This is a genomic window from Rhodococcus sp. IEGM 1408 (genome assembly GCF_033142235.1).
Classification (GTDB): domain Bacteria; phylum Actinomycetota; class Actinomycetes; order Mycobacteriales; family Mycobacteriaceae; genus Dietzia.
Map to the genome: position 1 here is coordinate 17546 of NZ_JAWLRW010000002.1, position 17519 is coordinate 35064.

A 17519-nucleotide genomic window follows, 5' to 3' on the forward strand; every position below is an offset into this window, starting at 1 on the left:
CGGCCCGCTCACCACCTCAAGGAGGCGCGATGTCCCAGGGCCCGCTCATGGTTCTCGACAGCGCCGGACTGTGGTTCCGCGCCTTCCACTCGGTGCCGGAGAAGATCACCGGACCCGATGGCGCCCCGGCCAACGCCGTGCGCGGCTTCTGCGACATGGTCGCCGTCCTGGTCGAGGAGTACTCCCCGAGCGGTCTGGTGGCGGGCCTGGACCGCGAGTGGCGCCCCGACTGGCGGGTGGAGTTGGTGCCGTCGTACAAGGCGCACCGTGTCGGCGACGACGACGAGGAGGACGCGCCCGCCTCCCTCGGCCCGCAGGTCAACGTGATTCGCGAGGTCCTCTCCGCGGCGGGCCTCACCCAGGCCTGGGCGGCGGATGCCGAGGCCGACGACGTGCTGGCGGAGGTGGCCGCCCGGGATCGCGAGGTGCTGGTGGTGACCGGCGACCGCGACCTGTTCCAGTTGGCATCGGCCAGCACCACGGTCGTGTACGTGGGGGCCGGGATGCGCAAACGCGTGGCGTACACACCCGCGGTGGTGGCCGAGCGGTTTGACCTCCCCGCCGGCGAGGACGCCCGCGTGTACGCGGACTACGCGGTGCTCGTGGGCGACGCCTCCGACGGGCTGCCGGGTGTGGCGGGGATCGGCGCGAAGACCGCCGGGGCCCTGCTGCGGGAGTACGGGGACCTCGACGGGATCGTCGCGGCCGCCGGGGACGAGGGCTCGGGACTCTCCGCCCGGCAACGTGCAGCGGTCCTCGGGGCCGCGGACTATCTGGCCGGCGCCCGCGGCGTGGTCACGCTGCGCACGCGCGAGTTCGAGTTGGAGTTCGAGGGCGACGTCGACGGCCGGCGCGGGCCCGTGGACCGCGAGCGGTTGGAGCAGCTGGGCGAGTCCACGGGACAGTCGCGGGCAATCGACAGGCTGGTCGAGGCGACGGCGGTGCTCGCCACCGCCTGAGGCTGCGATCGCTCCGTGCGCTCAGGCGACTGGATGCCTTCCGAGGTACTCGTCAATTGCTGCTCGGATGACCGCGCTCATCGGCTGCCCCGTCCGCTCGGCGTACTCCGCCAATCGGTGCCGATCGGCGTCGGTCAACCGAACAGCCAGCGGCCGGGTTCCCTCGGCCGCGTCCCCTCGACGTGGCCGACCGGGGCGGTAATCCGGACGAACCTCCACAGACCGTTCGATCACTTCGTAGTCGCCAGCCACCACTGCGTCCGCAAGACGCGCATAGTGCGCTTCACGATCCCTGGTGTTACTCATGTTCCCTCCCGCTGCGTTCTCTGACGGCGACTGACGCCGTCGGACAGGTCAAGGTGCCCACCTGTGGCCTCAAGCACTTCGCGCGCCACTGCCGAAGTAAGAGGTGCAAGCCGATACCGGACGATCGGGTGCTCTAGGACCGCTCGGATCTCCACATCTACGATGCAGTGCCGACGTGCAGAGGCGTGGATCACCACCTTCACCCCGAAACCGTATCACGGTATCCCGCCGGAAGGTCGACGATCCAGTCGGCTACCCGCAGGCCGAGCGGAGGTCGGTGCGCGGGCAGGGTCACGCCATGTGATCGAGGACGACCCCGCGGCGCAGCGACCCCACCGCCGATCGGGCGGCGCGAGCGAGTTCCGGGTCGGCCACCTGCCCGACCTGGGCCAGGACGTCCACCACGAGGCGGGCGGAGCGGACAAAGTCGCCGGCCGTGAGCTCGACGCCCTCCTGCCACGAGGCGGCCAGGATCGACGAGAGCGCACCGCCGGACACCCAGTGGTGCAGGACCGGCGCGAGCCCGGCGTCGAGGTCGGGGGTCGGGGGGAGCTGATGGGACTTCTCGACCGCGGCGACCTCGGTGGCCACGCGCTCGGTCTCGGCGAGGGCCGCGCGCAGGGTCGGGTCGGAGGGCTCGCGGACGGCCGACTCGCCGCGGGGATGCGCGACGACACTGGCGATCACGGCGGCCAGGCCGGCGGGATCGAGGCCCCGCCACGTCCCGCGGCGCAGGCACTCGGCCACGAACAGGTCCTGCTCGGTGTGCACCCCCGCGAGCAGGCGACCGGCGTCGGTGGCGCGGAGGGCCCCGTCCTGCTGCTCCAGGTATCCGAGGGATCGAAGGAGGTCGACGATCCGCCGGAAGCGGCGGGCCAGTGAGTCGGAGTCGGCGTCGACCTCGGCGGTGAGCGCGGCCACGTCCGACGCCGCGCGTGCCCAGCGCTCGTGGAGACGGGACAGCCTGTCGGTCCGCGGGTCGTCGTGGAGCGGGTGCTGGCGCAGCGCCCGCCGCGCGGCGGCGATCCGGGGGTCCTTGCGGACCGGCTTGCCGTCGACGTTCTTCATCCGGCCCTTGGCCTTGCCGCGGAGGCCCTCCATCCGCTGGACCAGCGCGCGTTTGGCCCGACCGTCGAGCTTGCGGCGGCCCTTGGGCAGGTCGACCCGGCCCACCGGCACCGGGGGCGCCGCAAAGTCGCTCTGCCGCAGCCAGCCGGTCCACCCGGTGTCGGTCAGGCAGAGCAGTGCCGGGTCGGCGGGGATGTCGGTGCGCACCTGCAGCACGGTCGCCACCATGCCGAAGCGTTTGCGGCCGACGGTGATGACGGACCCGGCGGTCTGCTTGAGCATCGCCGCCCGGACGGCGCCCAGGCGATCATCTCGGGTCGACTTCTCGGCCGTCCGCTCCAGCCGGCTCAGGTCCGCGCGCAGCAGCATGTACTCGTCGAGCTCGGAATCGCCGCCAGCCTCTTCCAGGTCCGCGCGCATGCGGTCGCGTTCGTTTGCCCGACGCTCGACCGCCCGGGAGCGGGACACCAGCGTGCGATCGGTCTGGAACTGCGCGAACGACCGGCCGATCAGCGAGGTCGCCTCGGCCACCCCGAGATGTTCGACGAGGTTGACGGCCATGGAGTAGTCGGGGGTGAACGCGCTGCGCAGCGGGAAGCGCGGGGTGTCGACCAGGGCGGAGAGTGCGTCCAGGTCGAGGTCCGGCTGGTCCAACACCACTGCGGTGCCTTTGGTGTCGATCCCGCGGCGGCCTGCGCGGCCGGTGATCTGCGAGTACTCCGCCGAGGTGAGCATGGCGTGGGTGTCGCCGTTGTACTTGGTGGTCTTCTCCAGCACGACCGCGCGGGCGGGCATGTGGATGCCCAGGGCCAGGGTCTCGGTGGCAAAGACGACCTTGATCAGCCCGTCGGAGAAGAGCTCCTCCACGATCGTGCGGAAGAGCGGGAGCATGCCCGCGTGGTGCGCGGCGATCCCGCTGACCAGGCCGGCCCGGAAGGCGGCGAAGTCGAGCGCGTCCAGGTCATGTTGCGGTACCTGGGCACACGCGGCGTCGACGTGGGAGCCGATGCGGCGTGACTCCTCCCCCGTGGTCAGCCGCAGCCGGGCCCGACGCATCTGCGACACCGCGCCGTCGCAGCCGGCGCGGGAGAAGACGAAGTAGATCGCGGGCAGCAGTCGCTCGTCGTCGAGTTTCTCGATCACGTCCTGGCGCCGTGCCCACTGCGCCCGCGGCCGGGCCGCGACCCGCTCGTCGTGGTAGCCGCTCCGGCGGCGGTGGCGTTGCTCGGCGGCGGCGCGGATGGGGACCAGGTCGCCGTCGGTGTAGAGCATGTGGGCCAGCGGGACCGGCCGGTGTTCGGAGAGGACGACGGCGGTGTCCCCCCGGATCTCGGTGATCCAGTCCCCCAGCTCGTCGGTGTTGCTCAGCGTGGCGGACAGTCCGACCAGGCTCACGGCCGGGTCGAGCGAGAGGATGATCTCCTCCCACACCACGCCTCGCGAGCGATCGCCCAGGTAGTGGATCTCGTCCATCACCACGCAGTCGAGGTCGTGCAGCGCGGAGGACCCGGAGTAGATCATGTTCCGCAGGACCTCGGTGGTCATGACCACGATCGGGGCGGCGGCGTCGATCGAATGGTCTCCGGTGAGCAGCCCCACGTTCTCCGGCTCGAACCGCTGGCGGAACTGCCGGAACTTCTGATTGCTCAGCGCCTTGATGGGCGTGGTGTAGAAACACCGGCCGCCGCCGGACAGCGCGCGGTAGGCGGCGTACTCACCGACGAGGGTCTTGCCCGACCCGGTCGGGGCGGAGACCAGGAGGTTCCGGCCCGCGTCGAGCGCGGCAAAGGACTCCAGCTGGAACGGGTCCGGGTCGAAACCCTCCGCGACGAGGAACGACTCGAGCAGGGTGCCCGGCTCCTCCGGGTCAGAGAGTGTGGTCATGCTCAGATGATGTCGTCGTACGCGGACCCGCCGGATCCGCCGGGCGCACCCGGCGATGCCTGGAGGGGCCGGGAACCGCCGAGCGGGGCGGGCGCGGGAACAGGGCCGGAGGAGTCGACCCCGCCGGAACCGTCGAGACCGTCGGCGGGCCCGATCGGCGAGGCTGACTCGTCGTCGACCTCCAGCCAGTCGGCACGGTCCTTCTTCTTCCGCCGGTCGTGCAGGCGGGCGAACTGGATGGAGACCTCCACGAGCACGGTCACGGCGAGGGCGAGCGCGAGCATGGAGAACGGGTCCTGGCCGGGAGAGGCCACCGCGGCAAAGACGAAGACGCCCATGATGATCCCGCGCCGCGACTTGGCCAGGACCTCGTAACTGAGGACCCCGGCCACGTTGAGCATGGCGATGAGCAGCGGGATCTCGAAGCTCACGCCGAAGATCAGGATGAGCTGGATGAGGAACGTGAAGTACTGCGTACCCGACAACGCGGTGGTCTGGACGTTGTCGCCGATCGAGAGCAGGAACTCGAGGGCGTGGACGACCACGATGTAGGCCAGGACCGCCCCGCCGATGAACAACATGGCGGCGAGGGCGGTGAAGACGATCCCGTAGCGCTTCTCGTTCTTGTGCAGGCCGGGGGTGATGAACGCCCAGAGCTGATAGAGCCAGACCGGGCTCGCGAGGACGATCCCGGCGGTGGCGGCCACCTTGAGCCGCAGCATGAACTGCTCGAAGGGCCCGGTCGCGAGCAGCCGACACTCGTCTCCGTTGTCGCCGAGCTGCAGCCGGGCGCCGGGCGGGATGTCGCAGTACGGACCGGTGAGGATGCCGCCGAGCGACGGGATCCCGAGGAAGCCGCGGCCGTACCACCAGAAACCGAACGCCAGGGTCACGACGATCGCCGCCACGGCGATCAGGAGCCTGGTCCGCAGCTCGTAGATGTGCTCGAGGAGCGGCATGGTGCCGTCGGCGTTGCGGGGCCTGCGCTTGCGCTTGGACAGCAACCGACCGGCGCCGCCCTTTCGGGTGGCGCCGGTCTTCTCGGTCCCGGTCTGAGTCATCGGAGAGGTGGCCTACTGCCCCTGGGGACCCGTGCCACCGTGGTACGGAGCGGTGGGGTCGGTGTTCTGCGGCGGCTGGACCGGCTGCTGGGGCGTCAGCGGCTGCTGCGGCTGGTAGGGCTGCTGACCCTGCGGCTGCTGGTACGGCTGCTGCGGCGCCTGCGGGTAGGCCGCGGGCTGAGTCTGCGGGTAGCCCTGTGGCTGGGTCTGCGGGTAGGCCTGCGCCTGCTGCTGCGGGTGCGCCTGCGGCTGGACGAACTGCGCGGCGGTCGGCTGGCCGGCCTGGGTGAGCGCCTGGGGCTCCTCCGTACCAGCCGGCTTGTCGTCGTTCTGCATCTCCTTGATCTCCGACTTGAAGATGCGCATCGATCGTCCGAGTCCGCGGGCGGCGTCGGGAAGCTTCTTGGAACCGAAGAGAAGCAACACCACCGCGAGGACGATGAGCCAGTGCCAGATGCTCAACGCACCCATGTCGACCTCCGTTTGTTTGACAACGTGCCCATGCTAACTCACCCCGACCGAAGGGCGCCGACGCGGCTCCCCCGCTTACCTGCAGTGACCTGCGCGTTCACCGGATATTCACTGACCGTAGGCCGGGCTGTCACCCTGGGCGTAGACCGCCAGGCCGGCGGCCGCGCTGACCGCGATCTCGGCGGCCAGGCCGGGGTCTGACGGGGTGACGACGTCGGCGTGGCCCAGCAGGAACCTCAGCAGCCACGCCCGGTCGTGATAGGCGATCTGTACATCCAGGTTGCCGTCCGGGCGCCGGACCACCTCGTGGAAGTCGAACTCGTCGAGGAACCATGCGGCGGCGGCGGGGACCACTGCACTCTCGAGGCGCATGTCCCCCTCGCCGTCGTCCTGGGGTTCGGGTCCCAATGCGCGCCGCGGCCCCACCTCCTCGACCCCGCTCATCCGATCGGTGCGGAAGGTGCGCCACTGACCCGATCCGCGGTCCACACCGTGGAGGTAGGAGTGACCGTCGGCGAGGGAGATCCGGGATGGATCGACCACCCGGATGGTGGAGGTGTCCGAGCTGGCCGAGTGGTAGACGAACCGCAGTGCCAGCCGGTCGCGGACCGCGGTGCGGACCACGTCGGCATCCGGACCGGTCTCGTGCGGTCCGGAGTGCTCGTCCGCTCTCGCGTCGGCGCCGGCCGCGGTCCGGAGTTTCTGCAGGAGATCCCGCAGGGCGGTCTGATCCACCACCTCGGGATGGTCGAGGAACACGGCGAGGCCGGTCTCGAGGGTGACTGCCTCGGCGGCGGTGAGCCGGACGGGCCGGTCGATCCCGGCGGTGAACGTCACCTCGACCATCTCGGCGTCGTCGAGGTCCTCGGAGGAGAAGGAGAGGTCGATCAGGTCGCCCGGTCCGTAGCCGGGCAGCCCGCAGGACCACAGCTGCCAGAGCGAACCCCGCAGCTGCTTGTCCGTTATGCCGAGGTCGCGGGCGGCGTCACTCACCGGCACGGGACCCCGGTTGTGGAAGTACGGGACGACGCTGAGCAGGGTCGCGAGTGGGACGGCGCGTGAGCTCATCGGACGGCCTCTTCTGCTGCGGTGAGGATCGACACGACGCGGACGCGCAGCTCGGCGGGCCGGAGGGCGACGGCGTCGGCGGACTGGGACGCGACGAGGGAGGAGAGCTCCCCCAGGGGCGCGCTCACCTCGAGGTCGGCGCCGGTGCGACCGAACCGCTCCACCGGGACGGCCTCGCGGGCCATGGCGCGGAGTTCGGCGGCGTGACCGTCGGCCGCCCAGACTCCTGCCTCCACCACCGGGTTTAGCCGGGTGATGGCGTCGTCGAGGAGGGCGAGCACCTGCGCGGTCGGCGGTACGGGGGCCGTCCGGCCGGCCTGCGCCACCCGGAGGCCCGAGATGCGGATGAGGCGGAAGGTACGGGGTTCGCCGCGGTCGAGGTCGTGCCCGACCACGTACCAGTTGCCCTGGCGGGATCCGGTCCACCACGGCTCGATGCGCCGTGGGGTGGCCTCGGTGGCGCCGGCCGGGGTGTGCGAGAACGTCAGGAGCCGACTCTCCGCGACCGCCTCCGCGACGACGGCGGCGGCGGCGAGCTCGGCGGGGTCCTCGACCGACACCGTCGCGCCGGCATCGTGCACCGGGTCGATCCCCGCCGCGGTGAGTTTGGCCAGTGCCCCGTCGGCCCGCGCGGCCCGCTCCCCCTCGCGCCAGACCTCGGCGGCCACGGCCAGCACGCCGGCCTGCTCGGGGGTGAGGGTGATCTCGGGCAGCTCGTACCCCTGGGCGGGGATCCGGTACCCGATCGGCGATCCGGGGGCCAGCGACGCGCCCTGGTCCAGCGGGACGCCGACCTCGCGGAGTTCGCGCTTGTCCCGCTCGAACATCCGCAGGTACGCCGCCTCGTTCTCACAGTCGTCGTAACCCTGGACCATCCTGCGGATCTCGCCCGCGGACAGGTAGGCGTTGGTCGACCTCAGGCAGATGACGAGGTTGACCAGCCGTTGCGACTTGGAGGTGGACACGTGGAGGAACGCTATCGCCCGAGCGCGGCGATCAGGTCGTCGACACGCGGGTCCACGTGGGCGAACGGGTCGGTGAGGGCGACGGTGGGCAGCGTGCCGTCGGCGACCTTGAGGTGCACCCAGTCCACGGTGAAGTCGCGCTCGGCCTCCGTCGCGGCGGTGATGAAGCGGCCGCGCAGCGCTGCCCGGGTGGTCTCGGGCGCGGTGCGCCGGGCCCGCTCGACCTCGGCGTCGTCCACGACGCGCGAGACCAGCCCCCGGCGTTCGAGCACGGAGTGCAGACCGCGGCCCGGCCGGATGTCGTGATAGGTCAGATCGATCTGGGCCAGTCGGGGGTGGTCCAGGTTTACCCCGGTCTTGGCCTGCACCTGCCGGAACAGCCGGAGCTTGGCGGCCCAGTCGATGTCGGCGGCGATCGAGTCGTGGTCGCCGGTCTCGATGGCGTCCAGGACCCGCTCCCACAGGGCGACGCATCTCTCCACGTCGGGCCGGTCGTCCCGCGCCCAGCCACCGGCGTCGAGATAGCGGTGGACGGCGGCGAGGAACTCCCGCTGGATCTCCAGGGCGCTCATCGTGGTGCCGTCGGTCAGCCCGATCGGCCGGGAGCCGGTGAGGTCGCGGCTGATCTCGCGGATCGCCCGGACCGGATGGGCGACCGCCATCGGACGCAGCGCGATGCCGGCCTCCAGCATCTCGATCACCAGGCGGGTGCTGGCCACCTTGAGCAGCGTGGTGGTCTCGATCATGTTGGAATCGCCCACGATCACGTGCATGCGCCGGAACCGGGTCGAGTCCGCGTGCGGCTCATCCCGGGTGTTGATGAGCGGCCGCGACCGGGTGGTGGCGGAGGAGACCCCGTCCCACATGTGCTCGGCACGCTGGGAGAAGCAGAAGGCGGGTCCCCGGGTCTCGTCGTCGCGGCCGCCGCCCGGGGTGGTCGGGGTGCCCGACGCAGAGCCGGGCGGGGTACCGGGCAGGATCTTTCCCGCGCCGCAGATCAGCTGCCTGCTCACCAGGAACGGCAGCAGGGTGGTGGCGATGCTCCGCACCTGCGTCGAGCGGTCCAGCAGGTAGTTCTCGTGGCAGCCGTAGGAGTTGCCGACGGTGTCGGTGTTGTTCTTGAACAGGTAGACCTTGGCGTCGATCCCCTCCGCGGCGAGCGACTGCTCGGCGTGCTGGGCCAGCTCATCGACGATCCGCTCCCCCGCCCGGTCGTGGGCCACGAGCTGCCGCAGGCCGTCGCACTCGGCGGTCGCGTACTCGGGATGGGAGCCGACGTCCAGGTAGAGGCGGGACCCGTTCTCCAGGAACACGTTCGAGCTACGCCACCGCTCGACTACCGGACGGAAGAGGTACCGGGCGATCTCGTCGGGGCCGAGCGACCGCGCGCCCTCGCCGCCGACGCTGGTGATCCCGAACTCCGTCTCGATCCCGACGATGCGACGGATCATGGCGGTCTACTGCCCGCCCTTCTGGACGTAGGACTTCACGAACTCCTCGGCGTTGGTCTCGAGGATGTCGTCGATCTCGTCGAGCAGCGAGTCCGCCGACGAGGTCTGTGAGGCCTTGACCGCCTGGCCCGCGTCGTCGTCGGACTCACCGGCGCCGCCGGCGTTCTTCTGGACCTGGGACATGGTGTGGGTCTCCTGTGGGTGAGGTGGGTGGCAGGGTGGTGAGCGGCAGGGCGGTGGGTCCGGCCCGGGCGGTGTCCCGGGTCAGCTCCGCGGCGGGCCGTCCGCGGTGAGGAAGGCCGGCTCGGCGTCGCAGAAGGCGCGGGTCCCCGTGTAGGGGTCGGCCAGGTCGACGTGTCGGTGGTCGCCGCGGGAATCGACGACGACGACGTGGTCCCATCCCGCGGCGTGGACGCGGGCACCGAGTTCGGCGAGGAAGCGTCCCCTCGCCCAGGCCCGCGTTGATTCGGGCGGGGTCGTCACCGCGGCCTCGACCTGCTCGTCCGTCGTCAGCCTGCGCATCGCACCCTTGGCGACAAGGCGGTTGTAGAGACCGCGGTCGGGGTCGATGTCGTGGTATTGCACGTCGATGAGCGCGAGGCGGGCGTGGTCCCAGCCCAGCGAGTCCCGCGCGCGGAACCCCTCCAGCAGACGCAGCTTGGCCGGCCAGTCGAGCCGGTCCGCGCACGACATCGGGTTCTGCTCGAGCGCGTCGAGGATCTCCCGCCACTGCGCCAGCACCTCGGTGGCCCAGCCGGGATGACCGGAGCCGTCCCCGATCAGCGCCGAGACGCGGGCGAGGATCTCCCGCTGGAGGCCGATGCCGGTGACCTCGCGACCGTCGGGAAGCGCGACGGTCGCGGTGAGGGTCGGGTCGTGGCTGATGACGTGGACGGCCTCGACGGGGTCGACGGGCAGGAGGTCGGCGAAGTCGATCCCGGCCTCGATCGCGTCCAACACAAGGCAGGTCGTGCCGACCTTGAGGTAGGTCGCCAGTTCGGACATGTTCGCGTCGCCGATGATCACGTGGAGCCGGCGCCACGTCTCGTCGGTCGCGTGCGGCTCGTCGCGGGTGTTGATGATCCCGCGGTGCAGCGTGGTCTCCAGGCCGGTGAGGACCTCGATGTAGTCGGCGCGCTGGGAGATCTGGAACCCGGCGGTCTCACCGAACTGGCCTATCCCCACTCGTCCGGCGCCGCAGTAGACCTGCCGGGACAACAGGTGCGGGGCCAGGCTCAGGGTGAGGGCGTCGAAGTCGACGTCGCGGCGCACCAGGAAGTTCTCGTGCGCGCCGTAGGAGGCACCCTTGCCATCGACGTTGTTCTTGTAGAGCTTGAGTTCCGCGTTGTCCCCGGTGGCGGAGGACTCGCGTCCCGCCCGGTGCATGACCAGCTCCCCCGCCTTGTCCCAGATCACGGCGTCGAGCGGTGAGTCGACCTCGGGCGCCGAGTACTCGGGGTGGGCGTGGTCCACGTAGAAGCGGGCGCCGTTGGTCAGGACCCGGTTGGTCACCCCGAACTCGCTCGGGTCGTACGCGCGGGCGGCGCCGAGGTCGAAGCCGCGGGCGTCGCGCAGGGGCGATTCGGATCCGTAGTCCCAGCGGGCGTCGTCTGTCGCGCCGGCGCCTTCGCCCGGATCGGAGTAGGCCTTGACCACCTGGGTCGAGGTGACCACCGAGCTGAGCAGCGGCTGGCCCACGGCCACGATGCCGAACTCGATCTCGGTCCCGATGATCCGGCCGCGCGGGACCTGACCGCCCGCGGCCTGACCGGGCGTGTCCTGACCGTGCGGGGTCACCGGTCGCCCTCGCGCCGCGGGACGGTGACCTCGACCACGCGTTCGCCGCGCACGCCCGACAGCCGCGCCCACTCCTGTGGGTTGGAGGTGTTGGGCAGGTCGGTGTTCTCCGCGAACTCGGCGTCCACGGCGTCGAGGAAGTCGTCGGTGGTCAATCCCTGCCCGGTTCCGTGGACGATGTCCTTGATGGCCAGCTTCTTGGCGCGGTCCACGATGTTGCGCAGCATCGCACCCGAGGTCAGGTCGGCCAGGTGGAGCGACGACCGGCGGCCCGAGGCATAGACGAGGTTCACGTACGTCGTGGACTCGTCCCGGGTGTAGAGGCGGTCGACGATCCGGGAGATGAGTTCGCGGACGTAGTCCTCGCGGCCCGCCTCGCCGATCTCGCCCGGGTCGAAGCGCAGGTCCGGGGTGATGTACTTGGCGAGGATGTCGGCGGCCGCTTCGGCGTCCGGCCGGTCGATGCGGATCTTCAGGTCCAGGCGCCCGGGGCGCAGGATCGCGGGGTCGATCATGTCCTCCCGGTTGGAGGCGCCGATCACGATGACGTTGCGCAGGTCCTCGACCCCGTCGATCTCGGCGAGCAGCTGCGGGACGATGGTCGTCTCCACGTCCGAGGAGATCCCCGACCCCCGCGTGCGGAAGATCGAATCCATCTCGTCGAAGAAAATGATCACCGGGTTGCCCTCGGTGGCCTTCTCCCGCGCCCGCTCGAAGATCGACCGGATGTGCCGCTCGGTCTCGCCGACGAACTTGTTGAGCAGCTCCGGGCCCTTGATGGACAGGAAATACGAGTTGGGGTACCGGCCGTCGGAGACGTCCTCCCCGCGCGATTCGGCCGAGGCCAGCGCCAGGGAGTGCGCGACGGCCTTGGCGATCAGCGTCTTGCCACAGCCGGGAGGGCCGTAGAGCAGGACGCCCTTGGGCGGGGAGAGGTGGAACTCGCGGTACAGGTCGTGGTGGATGAAGGGCAGCTCGATGGCGTCGCGGATCTGCTCGATCTGCGGGCCCAGACCGCCGATGTCGGAGTACTCGACCGTCGGGATCTCCTCGAGGAGGAGCTCGTCGACCTCGGCCTTGGGCACGACCTCGAACGCGACGGCGGCCTTGGGGTCCACGAGCACCGCGTCGCCGGGGCGTAGCGGCGCCGGATGGTCGGCGGTCCGGCCGCCGCGCAGGGCGGTGGCCAGGTGGACGATCTGTTCCTCGTCGTTCCCCATCACCACGCGGGCCCGCAGCCCGTCGGCAAGGACGTCCCGGAAGACCGCGGTGACGCCGGTGGTCGGGAGCTCGGTGCAGGCCTCGACGACTGTCATGGCCTCGTTCAGCCGGACCGTGACGCCGGGGGTGAGCGCGGAGCCGTCAACGCCGGGGGCGAGGGTGAGCCGCATCCGACGGCCGGCCGCCATCACCTCGGCCGTCGAGCCGTCCGTCGGGGCCTGCAGGACCACGCCGTATGTGCTGGGCGGGGTGCCGAGGCGGTCGACCTCGCCCTTGAGCGCCTGGAGCTGGTCGCGGGAGTCCTTGAGCAGCTCCGCGAGCCTGACGTTGCGGGCGCCGAGCGCGTCGATCTTGACCGCCTTCTCGCGGTCCGAGCGGGCCCCCTCGTCCACGGCCTTACGCAGGCGGGCGAGCTCGGCCCGGTCCAGGGACACGCTGTCGCCACCCCGCCCGTCCGGGGAACTTCCCTCGGTCACCGCGATCACCTGCTCTCCGACTCGCCGACGACACCCTCGTCGTCGTGGCCTCCACCCTATCGCCGGGGTGAACCGGCAGGGTGAGTCGGCAGGGTGAATGGGCAGAGTGAGTCGGCAGGGTGAATGAATGGGCAGAGTGAGTCGGCAGGGTGAGGGGCGGGTGAGCCCGCGTCCGTCGAGCCGCCGCGCTCAGCCCTTGCCGGCCCGGCGTCTGGGCTTGAGCGTGGTCACGCCCTCCGCCAGTCGCCGGGCGGTGACCAGGAACGCGGTGTGGCCCTGGATGCGGTGTTCGGGGCGCACGGCCAGGCCCACCACGTGCCACCCGCGGTTGATCGACTCCCACGCCCGCGGTTCGGTCCAGCACTCCTGGCTGCGCAGCGCCTCCACGACGTCCGACATCTGGGTGGTGGTGGCCACGTAGACCACCAGCACGCCTCCGGGCACGAGGACGTCGCGCACCGTGGGCAGGCAGTCCCAGGGGGCGAGCATGTCCAGCACCACGCGGTCGACCTGGCCGCCCAGCGCCTCGACCGACGTCTCGGCCAGGTCGGCGATGCGCAGGTCCCAGTTCTCCGGGTGCTCCCCGTAGAAGGTCTGGACGTTGCGCTCGGCGTGCACGGCATGGTCCTCGCGGATCTCGTACGAGAAGACCCGACCCTCCGGTCCGACCGCGCGCAGCAGTGAACACGTCAGTGCCCCGGAGCCGGCCCCGGCCTCGAGCACTCGTGCGCCTGGGAACATGTCGCCCTCGTGGACGATCTGGGCGGCGTCCTTGGGGTAGATGACCTGGGCGCCGCGCGGCATGGAGAGGATGTAGTCGGTGAGCAGCGGGCGCAGCGCGAGGTAGTTGGCCTCCCCGGATGACCTGACGATCGACCCCTCCGGGGTGCCGATCAGGTCGTCGTGGCGGACGGCACCGTGGTGAGTGAAGAACTCGGCGCCCTCGACCAGGACGACGGTGTACTTGCGCCCCTTGGTGTCGGTGAGCTGCACGCGGTCGCCTACGACAAACGGACCGGAACGCTGCACTGTGGACCTCCAGGGGCTACGCGGCCAGTTGTCCGACCGGTTGTCTACCCTGCCAGGTGTGACGTATCCCCTGGAAATCGGCGGTACCGGTCAGGTGGCCGGCGATGTCGGCTCGGACGGCTCGGTCGGCCCTGTCGGCCCGGCCGGCTCTGTCGGCTCGGTAGGCGGCGCGGCCTCGCCGGAGCCCGGACTCGTGCGCAAGCCCCTGGCGCTGTCCGCCTCGCGGGCGGCGGACTACCGGCAGTGCCCGCTGCTCTACCGGCTGCGCACCATCGACAGGGTCCCGGAGCCCAAGACCCGCGCCCAGGTGCTGGGGACGGTCGTCCACTCGGTCCTCGAGACGCTGTACGGGCTGGACCAGTCCGACCGCGCGCCGGAGCGGGCCGTGGGGCTCGTCCCGGAAGCGGTCGAGCAGTTCTACGCGGTCGACGGCGGGGCGGAGGTGGTGCCGCTCTCCGGCCGCGCCGACTTCGAGGCCGAGGTCTCAGCACTGGTCTCCGCGCTCTACGGCGTCGAGGACCCCCGGCGGTTCTCCCCCGCATCGTGTGAGCAGTACCTCGTGACCGCCACCGCCTCCGGGACGCCACTCCACGGCTACCTGGACAGAGTGGACGTGGCGCCGGCCGGGGAGGTGAGGGTCGTCGACTACAAGACGGGCAAACCGCCGAACCCGCGCTTCCAGGACCAGGCGATGTTCCAGATGCGGTTCTACGCGTTGATGTACCAGCGGATCCACGGGGTCCTGCCCGCGCAGCTCAAGTTGATCTACCTCAAGAACGGCAGTTGGCTGACCCTCTCCCCGGACCTGGCGTCCCTCGTCGAGACCGAGACCCAACTGGACGTGTTGTGGTCGGAGATCGAGCGTGCCGGTGAATCCGGTATCTTTCCCCCGCGCACGTCCCGGCTGTGCGACTGGTGCAATCACCAGGCGCTGTGTCCGGCATTCGGGGGTACCCCGCCCGAGTACCCGGGATGGCCGGGCAGCCGCGTGATACCCCTCGTGTCGGACACCCCCGATACGGGGCCAGACCTGAGGAGCACACCGTGACGGAGGCCTACTTCGAGCCGCTGGGTACCGGCGACGGATGGGAGATCTTCCGTGCGACGCCGCACACGGTGAGCGCCTGGGGGCCGGATCTCCAGCACGGTGCGCCGCCCTCGGCCATCCTCACCCGGGCGATGGACCGCCTCGAACGGACCGACCAGACCAGGATCGCGCGCGTCACCGTGGATCTGCTCGGTCCGGTCCCGCTCGGCGAACTCCGTACCCGTGCGCGGGTGGTCCGCCCCGGGCGCAGGGTCCAACTGCTGGAGTCGGAACTCGAGGCCGGGGGCCGGGTCGTCGCTCGCGCGAGCGCCTGGCGGATGGCCATCGGGGACACGGCCGACGTCGAGCAGTCGGCGGACCGGCCGCGTGAGCTCCCCGGTGCGGGGCAGAACAGTAGCTTCTTCGACCGCTGGACCAGCGGCTACATCGACTCGCTGGAGATCCGCGAGGCGGTGGACGGGACCGTGTGGGCCCGCCCGACCCTGCCGCTGGTCGCCGGGGAGGAGATGACCCCGGTCGAGCGGGTCATGGCCGTGGCGGACATCGCGAACGGAGTCGGGGCGGTGCTCGAACCCGAGCAGTGGCGCTTCCTCAACACCGACGTGGTGAGCCACCTGCACCGGCGGCCCGTCGGCGAGTGGATCGGGGTCACCGCCAACGCATCGATCGGCCCGGACGGTGTGGGCGCGACCGCCGGCACCCTGTACGACGAAGTGGGAGCCATCGGTCACACGCTGCAGGCGCTGCTCGTCGAGCGGGCCTGAGAAGGGATCAGCCGGCCTCGGTTGGCCTTGGCCGGGCTCAGCCCATCCTGCTCAGCTCGTCCAGCTCAGCCCATGCGGCAGGTGCGGATGTCGGTGGCGATGATCGCCTTGGCGCCGGCCGCGGCCAACTCGTCCATGATCGAGTTGACCCGCTTGCGCGGCACCATCGACCGGACCGCCACCCAAGCCGGGTCCGCCATCGGCGAGACCGTGGGCGACTCGATGCCCGGAGTGATGGCCGAGACGGGTTCGAGAATGCTCTTGGGGCAGTCGTAGTCCAGCATCATGTACTGCTGGGCAAACACGACGCCCTGCAGGCGCGCACGCAACTGGCCCATCTCCGGGGACGGCTCCGCGTCCCGGCGTGAGATCAACACACCCATCGAGTCGCACAGGACGGCCCCGAACGCCTCGAGCTCGTGGACCTTGAGCGTCCGGCCGGAGCCCACCACGTCGGCGATGCAGTCGGCCACACCGAGCTGGATGGAGATCTCCACAGCGCCGTCGAGCCGGATGACCTCGGCCTCGATCCCCCGCTCCTGGAGGTCCTTGCGGACGACGTTCGGGTACGAGGTGGCGATCCTGGCCCCGGCGAGCCGGTCCGTGGTCCACCCGGCACCGGCCGGGCCGGCATAGCGGAACGTCGAGTGACCGAAACCCAGGTCCAGGACCTCGTCGACCTCCGCCATCGAATCGGCGGCGAGGTCACGGCCGGTGATCCCCAGGTCGAGTCGACCCGACCCCACGTAGACGGCGATGTCCTTGGGGCGCAGGAAGTAGAACTCGACGTCGTTCTCGCGGTCGATCAGCGAGAGGTCTTTGCTCCCCTCGGAGCGACGACGGTAGCCCGCCTCGGAGAGCATTTCCGAGGCGGCTTCGGACAGGGCGCCCTTGTTGGGCACTGCGACGCGCAGCATGATGGCGGCTCCAGGATTCGGTGCGGGGAGGGGTGGTAAGTGTGGCGGTCAGAGGTACCGGTAGACGTCCTCGAGGCCGATTCCGCGCTTGAGCATCATGACCTGGGTCCAGTAGAGGAGCTGCGAGATCTCCTCGGCCAGTTCATCGTCGGACTGGTACTCGGCGGCGATCCACACCTCGCCAGCTTCTTCGATGACCTTCTTGCCGAGGTGATGCACGCCCTTGTCAAAGGCGGCGACGGTGCCGGACCCCTCGGGGCGCGCGGCGATGCGCTCGGACAGCTCGGCGAACAGATCATCGAAGGTCTTCACGGGGCCGATTCTCCCACAGCCGCGCCCACGGTCGTTCCCGAGGTGAGGGCGAACAGGGCGGAGGCGTCCACGCCCTCCAGCGTCGGGTGTGTGCGCGCCCCGATCACGTGCGGCTGACCCTCCGTCGACGGCACGTAGAGCACCCGGCACCCCGCGGCGACGGCCGAGGTGGCGCCGGTGACGGAGTCCTCGACCGCGACAGCGGACGTCGCGTCGACCCCGAGCCCGGCGCAGGCCAGCAGATACGGGTCGGGCGCGGGTTTGGGATCGGGAACCATGCAGCCGGTGACCACCACGGCGAACCGGGACCGGTCGATGAACTCCAGGGGCACCGCCGCCACGTCCGCGGTCGTGTTGGTCACCAGCGCGACAGGGGTCCCTGTCGCGGCGAGGTCCTCCAGCAACTCCTCCGCCCCCGGCCGCCAGCGCATATCGGACCGCATGAGCTCGGTGACCCGCGAGTTGAGCCGGTGGGCCAGCCGATCCAACTCGGTGCCCTCGATCACCCGGCCGGTGTACTCCCCCAGGATCTCGAAGAAGCCGTTGAGGGAATTGCCGAGGGTCCGCTCCCGCGTGGCGTCGTCGAGGGGGCGGCCCAGGTGCTCGGCGAGCTCGTACACGGCGATGTCCCACAGCCGTTCGGTGTCGACGAGGGTGCCGTCCATGTCGAGGCACACGGCGGCCGGGGCGCGGTCGATTGAAATGCTGGTCACGGCCTACTG

General features: G+C 70.7%; 17 protein-coding genes. 3 read left to right on the top strand and 14 right to left on the bottom strand.

Translation table 11 applies throughout. From position 1 onward, the window contains the following. Positions 1-29 precede the first annotated feature (29 nt). On the top strand, positions 30-959 hold the full coding sequence (locus tag R4P08_RS02925; protein ID WP_317812275.1) for a 5'-3' exonuclease H3TH domain-containing protein: 930 nt from the start codon (positions 30-32) through the stop codon (positions 957-959). 21 nt (positions 960-980) lie between these two features. Here the strand turns inward: R4P08_RS02925 and R4P08_RS18530 are convergent, their stop codons facing one another. The 11 genes from R4P08_RS18530 to R4P08_RS02975 all read right to left on the bottom strand — a co-directional run bounded on the left by R4P08_RS18530 (position 981) and on the right by R4P08_RS02975 (position 13756). Then, on the bottom strand, positions 981-1265 hold the full coding sequence (locus R4P08_RS18530) for a ribbon-helix-helix protein, CopG family (RefSeq protein ID WP_411741143.1): 285 nt from the start codon (positions 1263-1265) through the stop codon (positions 981-983). 291 nt (positions 1266-1556) lie between these two features. After that, the gene (locus R4P08_RS02930) at positions 1557-4217 is read right to left on the bottom strand and encodes a DEAD/DEAH box helicase (protein WP_317812276.1); all 2661 of its coding nucleotides are present in this window, start codon (positions 4215-4217) and stop codon (positions 1557-1559) included. A gap of 2 nt (positions 4218-4219) precedes the next feature. Then, the gene (gene tatC, locus R4P08_RS02935; RefSeq protein WP_411741144.1) at positions 4220-5278 is read right to left on the bottom strand and encodes a twin-arginine translocase subunit TatC; all 1059 of its coding nucleotides are present in this window, start codon (positions 5276-5278) and stop codon (positions 4220-4222) included. 12 nt (positions 5279-5290) lie between these two features. Continuing rightward, positions 5291-5749, bottom strand: coding sequence for a Sec-independent protein translocase subunit TatA (tatA, locus tag R4P08_RS02940; protein ID WP_317812277.1), 459 nt, complete (start codon positions 5747-5749; stop codon positions 5291-5293). Between the two features lie 108 nt (positions 5750-5857). Continuing rightward, positions 5858-6817, bottom strand: a complete 960-nt coding sequence (locus tag R4P08_RS02945) for a WYL domain-containing protein (protein WP_317812278.1) — start codon at positions 6815-6817, stop codon at positions 5858-5860. After that, positions 6814-7782, bottom strand: coding sequence for a helix-turn-helix transcriptional regulator (locus tag R4P08_RS02950; RefSeq protein WP_317812279.1), 969 nt, complete (start codon positions 7780-7782; stop codon positions 6814-6816). The genes R4P08_RS02945 and R4P08_RS02950 overlap by 4 nt, the downstream gene beginning before the upstream one ends. An 11-nt stretch (positions 7783-7793) precedes the next feature. Continuing rightward, positions 7794-9233 (bottom strand): Pup--protein ligase, encoded by a 1440-nt coding sequence (pafA, locus tag R4P08_RS02955; protein ID WP_317812280.1) that lies wholly within the window; start codon positions 9231-9233, stop codon positions 7794-7796. Positions 9234-9239: 6 nt separating this feature from the next. Continuing rightward, complete coding sequence (locus tag R4P08_RS02960) at positions 9240-9416, bottom strand: ubiquitin-like protein Pup (protein WP_317812281.1); 177 nt, start codon at positions 9414-9416, stop codon at positions 9240-9242. Positions 9417-9497: 81 nt separating this feature from the next. Next, positions 9498-11030, bottom strand: a complete 1533-nt coding sequence (gene dop, locus R4P08_RS02965; RefSeq protein ID WP_317812282.1) for a depupylase/deamidase Dop — start codon at positions 11028-11030, stop codon at positions 9498-9500. After that, a complete protein-coding gene (gene arc / locus R4P08_RS02970) occupies positions 11027-12727 on the bottom strand; it encodes a proteasome ATPase (RefSeq protein WP_317812283.1) in 1701 nt (566 codons plus the stop codon). The genes dop and arc overlap by 4 nt, the downstream gene beginning before the upstream one ends. 189 nt (positions 12728-12916) lie before the next feature. Next, a complete protein-coding gene (locus R4P08_RS02975; RefSeq protein WP_317812284.1) occupies positions 12917-13756 on the bottom strand; it encodes a tRNA (adenine-N1)-methyltransferase in 840 nt (279 codons plus the stop codon). Between the two features lie 193 nt (positions 13757-13949). Between R4P08_RS02975 and R4P08_RS02980 the strand changes: the two genes are divergently transcribed. Both R4P08_RS02980 and R4P08_RS02985 read left to right on the top strand, forming a co-directional pair. After that, the gene (locus tag R4P08_RS02980) at positions 13950-14804 is read left to right on the top strand and encodes a RecB family exonuclease (RefSeq protein WP_411741161.1); all 855 of its coding nucleotides are present in this window, start codon (positions 13950-13952) and stop codon (positions 14802-14804) included. Next, complete coding sequence (locus R4P08_RS02985) at positions 14801-15568, top strand: thioesterase family protein (RefSeq protein ID WP_317812286.1); 768 nt, start codon at positions 14801-14803, stop codon at positions 15566-15568. The genes R4P08_RS02980 and R4P08_RS02985 overlap by 4 nt, the downstream gene beginning before the upstream one ends. A 65-nt stretch (positions 15569-15633) precedes the next feature. On the opposite strand, the gene hisG is transcribed toward R4P08_RS02985, so the two are convergent. Genes hisG through R4P08_RS03000 form a run of 3 tightly spaced genes read right to left on the bottom strand, consistent with a single transcriptional unit; the run spans position 15634 to position 17510 of the window. Then, positions 15634-16485 carry an ATP phosphoribosyltransferase gene (gene hisG / locus R4P08_RS02990; protein WP_317812287.1) on the bottom strand — a complete coding sequence of 284 codons (852 nt, stop codon included), beginning with the start codon at positions 16483-16485 and terminating at the stop codon, positions 15634-15636. A gap of 48 nt (positions 16486-16533) precedes the next feature. After that, a complete protein-coding gene (locus tag R4P08_RS02995; RefSeq protein WP_317812288.1) occupies positions 16534-16797 on the bottom strand; it encodes a phosphoribosyl-ATP diphosphatase in 264 nt (87 codons plus the stop codon). Next, positions 16794-17510 carry an HAD family hydrolase gene (locus R4P08_RS03000; protein WP_317812289.1) on the bottom strand — a complete coding sequence of 239 codons (717 nt, stop codon included), beginning with the start codon at positions 17508-17510 and terminating at the stop codon, positions 16794-16796. Before R4P08_RS03000 ends, R4P08_RS02995 begins: the two co-directional genes overlap by 4 nt. Positions 17511-17519 lie beyond the last annotated feature (9 nt).

Excerpts from the sequence above, each read along its gene's own strand:
- R4P08_RS02930 (WP_317812276.1), bottom strand. The coding sequence starts at position 4,217 with ATGACCACACTCTCTGACCCGGAGGAGCCGGGCACCCTGCTCGAGTCG.
- R4P08_RS18530 (WP_411741143.1), bottom strand. The coding sequence starts at position 1,265 with ATGAGTAACACCAGGGATCGTGAAGCGCACTATGCGCGTCTTGCGGAC.
- hisG (WP_317812287.1), bottom strand. The coding sequence starts at position 16,485 with ATGCTGCGCGTCGCAGTGCCCAACAAGGGCGCCCTGTCCGAAGCCGCC.
- R4P08_RS02925 (WP_317812275.1), top strand. The coding sequence starts at position 30 with ATGTCCCAGGGCCCGCTCATGGTTCTCGACAGCGCCGGACTGTGGTTC.
- R4P08_RS02945 (WP_317812278.1), bottom strand. The coding sequence starts at position 6,817 with ATGAGCTCACGCGCCGTCCCACTCGCGACCCTGCTCAGCGTCGTCCCG.
- tatC (WP_411741144.1), bottom strand. The coding sequence starts at position 5,278 with ATGACTCAGACCGGGACCGAGAAGACCGGCGCCACCCGAAAGGGCGGC.
- pafA (WP_317812280.1), bottom strand. The coding sequence starts at position 9,233 with ATGATCCGTCGCATCGTCGGGATCGAGACGGAGTTCGGGATCACCAGC.
- tatA (WP_317812277.1), bottom strand. The coding sequence starts at position 5,749 with ATGGGTGCGTTGAGCATCTGGCACTGGCTCATCGTCCTCGCGGTGGTG.
- R4P08_RS02960 (WP_317812281.1), bottom strand. The coding sequence starts at position 9,416 with ATGTCCCAGGTCCAGAAGAACGCCGGCGGCGCCGGTGAGTCCGACGAC.